General features: G+C 67.4%; 6 protein-coding genes. 2 read left to right on the top strand and 4 right to left on the bottom strand.

What is annotated here, in order from left to right; all coding sequences use genetic code 11:
* From uvrA to ACWIQA_RS09915, 4 genes are all read right to left on the bottom strand, one after another.
* Positions 1-2,287: excinuclease ABC subunit UvrA (gene uvrA / locus ACWIQA_RS09930; RefSeq protein WP_448582916.1), on the bottom strand; the 2,287-nt coding region annotated here is incomplete at its 3' end.
* Between the two features lie 153 nt (positions 2,288-2,440).
* Positions 2,441-3,061: a hypothetical protein gene (locus ACWIQA_RS09925; protein WP_448582915.1), complete on the bottom strand. Its 621-nt coding sequence runs from the start codon at positions 3,059-3,061 to the stop codon at positions 2,441-2,443.
* Positions 3,058-3,957: a DUF692 domain-containing protein gene (locus ACWIQA_RS09920; RefSeq protein WP_448582914.1), complete on the bottom strand. Its 900-nt coding sequence runs from the start codon at positions 3,955-3,957 to the stop codon at positions 3,058-3,060. Before ACWIQA_RS09920 ends, ACWIQA_RS09925 begins: the two co-directional genes overlap by 4 nt.
* Before the next feature lie 10 nt (positions 3,958-3,967).
* Complete coding sequence (locus tag ACWIQA_RS09915; RefSeq protein ID WP_448582913.1) at positions 3,968-4,225, bottom strand: hypothetical protein; 258 nt, start codon at positions 4,223-4,225, stop codon at positions 3,968-3,970.
* Between the two features lie 208 nt (positions 4,226-4,433).
* On the opposite strand from ACWIQA_RS09915, the gene ACWIQA_RS09910 reads away from it, so the two are divergent.
* Positions 4,434-5,132, top strand: coding sequence for a protein-L-isoaspartate(D-aspartate) O-methyltransferase (locus ACWIQA_RS09910; RefSeq protein WP_448582912.1), 699 nt, complete (start codon positions 4,434-4,436; stop codon positions 5,130-5,132).
* 85 nt (positions 5,133-5,217) lie between these two features.
* Complete coding sequence (locus tag ACWIQA_RS09905) at positions 5,218-5,595, top strand: VOC family protein (protein WP_448582911.1); 378 nt, start codon at positions 5,218-5,220, stop codon at positions 5,593-5,595.
* The last annotated feature ends 64 nt before the right edge of the window (positions 5,596-5,659 follow it).

Genomic DNA, 5,659 nt, shown 5'->3' with positions numbered 1-5,659 from the left:
GGACATAGACGTCGGGCAGAAAGTGCATCTCGATCCTGACGACGCCGTCGCCCTGGCACGCCTCGCAGCGGCCGCCCTTCACGTTGAAGCTGAAGCGGCCGGGCTTGTAGCCGCGGGCTTGGGCTTCGGGCAGCTGCGCGTACCAGTCGCGGATGTGGGTGAAGGCGCCGGTGTAGGTGGCGGGGTTGGAGCGCGGGGTGCGGCCGATGGGGGACTGGTCGATGTCCACCACCTTGTCGAGATACTGGAGGCCCTCGACCGCATCGTGGGGGCCGACGGGGGTGCGGGCGCCGTTCAAGGCACGGGCAGCAGCAGGCCAGAGCGTGTCGATGACAAGCGAGGATTTGCCCGATCCAGAGACGCCAGTCACGCAAGTGAAGGTGCCAAGCGGGATCTCGGCCGTCACCGACTTCAGGTTGTTGGCCCGCGCGCCGCGGATGACAAGGTGGTGGCCATTGCCGCGGCGGCGGCGCAAGGGCACGGGGACGGCGCGGCGGCCGGCGAGATAGTCCCCCGTCAGGCTGCCGGGGGCGGCGAGAATATCCTCGATCGAGCCTTCGGCGACCACGGTGCCGCCGTGGCGGCCAGCACCGGGGCCCATGTCGACGATATGGTCGGCAGCACGGATGGCGTCCTCATCATGCTCAACAACCAGGACCGTGTTGCCAAGGTCGCGCAGACGGCGGAGCGTCTCAAGCAGGCGGTCATTGTCGCGCTGGTGGAGGCCGATCGAGGGCTCGTCGAGCACGTAGAGAACACCTGAGAGGCCCGAGCCGATCTGCGAGGCAAGGCGGATGCGCTGGCTCTCGCCGCCCGAGAGGGTGCCAGAAGCACGATCAAGGCCCAAGTAGCCGAGGCCGACATTGACGAGAAAGCCAAGGCGCTCGTTGATTTCCTTGAGGATCCGGGCAGCGATGGCGTTCTGCCGCTCGGTCAGCCGGTGGGGCAGGGCCTCGAACCAGGCTGCAGCGTCGGCAACGGACCGTTGCGTCGCCTGGCTGATGTCGAGGCCAGCAAGCTTCACGCTCAAGGCTTCCGGCCGCAGGCGGGCCCCGCCGCAGGCCTCGCAACGCGCAGCAGACTGGTAGCGGCCAAGCTCCTCGCGCATCCACGCGCTCTCGGTCTCGCGGAAGCGGCGCTCGAGATTGGCGAGCACCCCTTCGAACGGCTTGGAGACCTCGTAGCGCTTGCGGCCATCCTCGAACAGGAGCGGGACAGGCCGGCCGCCAGTGCCATGGAGGATGGCATCGCGCGTGGCCTCAGGGAGCTTCGCCCAGGGCATGGCAAGCGAGCCGCCGAAGGCGCGCACCAGGCTGGCGAGCACCTGCATATAATAGGGCGAGGGCGGGGAGGACTTGGCCCAGGGAACAACAGCGCCCGCCTCAAGGCTGAGCCGGGGGTCGGGGACAACGAGATCAGGGTCGAAAAACAGCTTCTCTCCCAGCCCATTGCAAGCAGGGCAGGCCCCTTGCGGGGCATTGAAGGAGAAGAGCCGGGGCTCGATCTCCGGCAGCGTGAAGCCCGAGACCGGGCAAGCAAATCTTTCCGAGAAGAGGAGCGTTTCGCTGCTGTCGACGAGATGGACGCTTGCCAGGCCATCGGCGAGACGAAGCGCAGTCTCCAGGCTTTCAGCAAGCCGGGCCTCAAGGCCATCGCGCACCACAAGCCGGTCCACAACCACGTCCACGTCGTGCTTCAGCTTGCGGTCGAGCGCAGGCGCCTCGTCGATCTCGAAGATCTGGCCGTCGACCCGGACGCGCTGGAAGCCGGCCTTCTTCCAGTCGGCAAGCTCCTTCCTGTACTCGCCCTTGCGGCCGCGCACGACAGGCGCAAGCAGAAGAAGCCTCGTGCCTTCGCCAAGCGCCATGACGCGGTCGACCATCTGGGAGACGGTCTGCGCCTCGATCGGAAGGCCAGTGGCGGGCGAATGGGGCACACCCACTCGGGCCCAGAGCAAGCGCATGTAATCATAGATCTCCGTCACAGTCGCAACCGTCGAGCGCGGGTTGCGGCTGGTCGTCTTCTGCTCGATCGAAATCGCGGGCGAGAGGCCCTCGATATGGTCGACATCGGGCTTCTGCATCAGTTCCAGGAACTGGCGCGCATAGGCCGAAAGCGATTCGACATAGCGGCGCTGGCCTTCAGCGTAGATGGTATCGAAAGCGAGGCTGGACTTGCCGGAGCCCGAAAGACCCGTGATGACGATAAGCCGGTCGCGGGGCAGGTCGATATCGATGCCCTTCAGATTATGCTCGCGGGCACCGCGAATGCGGATGTGGGTCAGCATCGCGCCAACGCTCGCCGGGGGCTGTGGGTGAGACTCATGGGGGCGTTGTTCTAACTTCGTTCCGCACTGGCGCAAAGCCGGAGCGTGGACGCGGCTGCGCCCAAATCCAAGCTGGCGGATTGGCGCGGGCTCAGAAGCAGGCAGTCGATGCGCTCAGGCCGCAGTCTCGAACAGCTGGGGGGCCTCCCCCGGCTCAGTCACAAGGAGGAGCACCGTCGAGGCTTGCGGCACAGCAGCGAGCGCCGGCAGCCCCCCAGGTGCCGCAGCAAGCAGGGCGGCCGCGCTGTGACCAAGCCGGATCTCCGCGCTCCTTTGCGCTTCGCCACTCGCGGGGGCAGCAAGGCGCGCATCCTCCACTGCCAGTTCAAGAGAGGCAAGGTCGAAGACCGCCGCCGTCGCCGGGCCGGCAGCGCGGGCAAGGAGCGCCGGCTCGGAGGCGAGGAAGGCAAGGAAGCGGCGCGCCTCGGCCGCAAAGCGCACGTCATGGACGGGGTGGCGGCTCCAGTAGAAGTCGACCAGTGGCCGGAGCACTGGGCGGAGCGCCGCAAGCGTCAGTGGCAGCACGCTGTTGAGCGCAGCCAGCCGCGTGATGCGGTAGAGGCTGCACTGGGCCTCCATCCCGCGCTGGCGGGCGATATGGGCGAGCCGGTCGCGCTCGCGCCGGGTCAAATCGCGCCCGGCAAGCGCAGCCGCGGGCGTCCGGCGAACTGCCTCGACGAACGCCGGAGATGCAGCAAGGTCAGCGAAAGCGCGCTGGAAGGCAGCGAGGCTCATGCGGCAGCGGCCGCAAGCCCACGCTTCCAGACGGCGCGGGCGCGCTCGAGGATGTCGGCAACGCCATCAAGGCCAACAACGGGCAGGTAGCTGTCGTGCATCTCGAACGTGATGCCGCGCAAGTTGGGAGCGCGCGGCACCAGGTCCTGAAGCAGGTCCCAGACCGGCTCGGGGGGCGCGCCGGAATGGGCGTCTGACCACATGCCGGCAAGCTCGGCACCGCCGGCAACATGGATTTCGACCACATGGCCAAGTTCGAGCCGGTCGAGAAAGGCATGCGCGCTTGCGCCGAAGTTGGCAGCATTGCAGTAAAGATTGTGGAGATCGAGCAGAAGGCCGGCGCCAGTGCAGTCGCAAAAGCGGTTGAGAAATTCAGCTTCCTCCATGTCGTCGTCCGCAAACTGGACGAAGCGGGCGCTGTTCTCCAGGAGGAACGGGCGGCCAGTCGCCTTGCGCACAGCCCGCGCACGGGCCGAGACGAGGTCGAGCAGCTCAAGGTCGAAAGGAGCTGTGAGCGCGAGGCCTGCAGCGCCAGCGCCGCCCTCGGGGTGGATGGCGACGAAGGCCAAATGCTCGGAGATCCAGTGGCAACACCAGCGCTTGGCCCAGGCGGCCATCTGCGCGACATAGGCCGGATCCATCGGCTCGGCCGAGGCGATCGAAAGCCCGATATGGTGGGCAACTTGCGGCCGGGAAGCGCGGGCCAGAATCGCAACCCAGGCTGCGATGTCGGTGTAGCGCGGCGATGCGCCAGCCCCATGGTCCTGCCAGAACATGTCCGGCGTGACGGCAAGATAGTCGACAAGGCCGGCGGGCTCGAGCAGGGGCGCGAACGCCGGCGTGACCATGAGGCCAATACCGAGGCGCGGAGCCCCGGCGGCCGGGTCGGCAGGCATGGGGAAGGCGTCAGCCGCGCAGGCGGACGTTGATGACGGGGTCGAACGTCTCGCGGATGTCGAACGGGTGGCCCGAAAGACAGGCCTGACAGCCGCGCGGCAGCTTCGCCAGCGTGGCCGCATCGATCTTGGCCAACGCCTTGAAGATTTCGGCGTAGCTCGCACCTTGCGGAACTCTGACCTGGACTGTGTTGGTGACCTTGTTGAACGAGACCCGCACATCCCGCCCAAGCGCTTTCGCAGCAGCCGAAGGTTTTGATGCAGCCATATCCTTCCTCCCCAGCAGGCTCCCAGAAGCCCAGCACAACCGCTGGAATTCTTGGCAGTTGGTGTCAAGAGCCTGTGCGCATCCGGCCCCGTCCAGCGGGCCCAAAACTGTCGATCTGTCGATTCTGTCCAATTCCCCTTGCGATCCCGCGCTTGCGAGGCTTCTGCCGGCGGGGACATCTCCGCCCCGCCGGGCTAGGGGTGGCGCCATGCGCTGGTGGCTTGCCCTCCTGCTCGTTGCAGCCTGCACAGCGCCAGCGCCGCAGGCGCGGATGATGCAGCAAGTCGCAGGCTATGCCCGGCTGATCGACCCCGGCGAGGCCGATGACCAGCGCGTGCTCGACGCGCTTGCAGCCGTACCACGCGCCGAATTCGTGCCTGAGGAATGGCGCCATGCGGCAAGTGCAGATGCCGCCCTTCCCATCGCCCATGGCCAGACCATCAGCCAGCCGACCATCGTTGCGCTGATGACACATCTGCTGCGCGTGCAACCGGGGGACCGGGTGCTCGAGGTGGGCACCGGCTCGGGCTACCAGGCCGCCGTCCTGGCGGCGATGGGAGCGCGGGTGTTCTCGGTTGAGATCCTGCCCGAACTCGCCCGCGAAGCAGCGGCGCGGCTCACCCGGCTCGGTTATGCCAGCGTTCGGGTGCACGTCGGCGACGGCGGCCTCGGCTGGCCGGAGGAAGCGCCCTTTGATGCCATCATCGTGACAGCGGCAGCGCCGACCGTGCCGCCGGCGCTTGTCGCGCAGCTGAAGCCGGGGGGCCGGCTGGTGATCCCGGTCGGGCCGAGAGATGCTGTGCAGCAGCTGCTGCTGGTCACCAGGGAGAGGGATGGCCGGCTTGCCGAGCAGGTGGTGACTGACGTCCGCTTCGTGCCGCTCAGAGGCGAGTCGGGCCAGCCGTGAGGCCCTGTCGGCTGTGGCAGGAGACGGCTGGCGGCGCAGCGGGCAAAGGAGCTTCGGCAAGCACAATTGTTCGCGGGAGGAAGCGATGTTCAGCCATGTGATGCTGGGGGCCAATGATCTTGAAGCCTCCAAGGCCTTCTATGATTCGACGCTTGCTGCACTCGGCCATGGCCCGGGCTTTGCCGATGGGCGCGGCCGCGTGTTCTGGATGACGCCGGGCGGCACCTTCGCCATCACAACACCGATCGACGGCAATCCTGCAACCTGCGGCAATGGCAGCACGATCGGCTTTGCGGCAGCGTCGCCCGCGCAAGTGGATGCCTGGCATGCTGCAGGCATCGCAGCCGGCGGCACGGCCATCGAGGATCCCCCCGGCGTGCGCGAAGGGCCGATCCGGCTCTACCTCGCCTACCTCCGGGACCCTTCCGGCAACAAGGTCTGCGCACTCCACCAAATGGGGTAGCCCCGGCTTGGCCACCTCGGTGCGCGTCGGGCGCGCTCGCTTCCATTCCCGGGGCGAAACCGGG

The organism is Thermaurantiacus sp. (genome assembly GCF_053487655.1).
The sequence above is the reverse complement of the archived record's forward strand: the minus strand, read 5'-3'. Positions and strand labels throughout refer to the sequence as shown.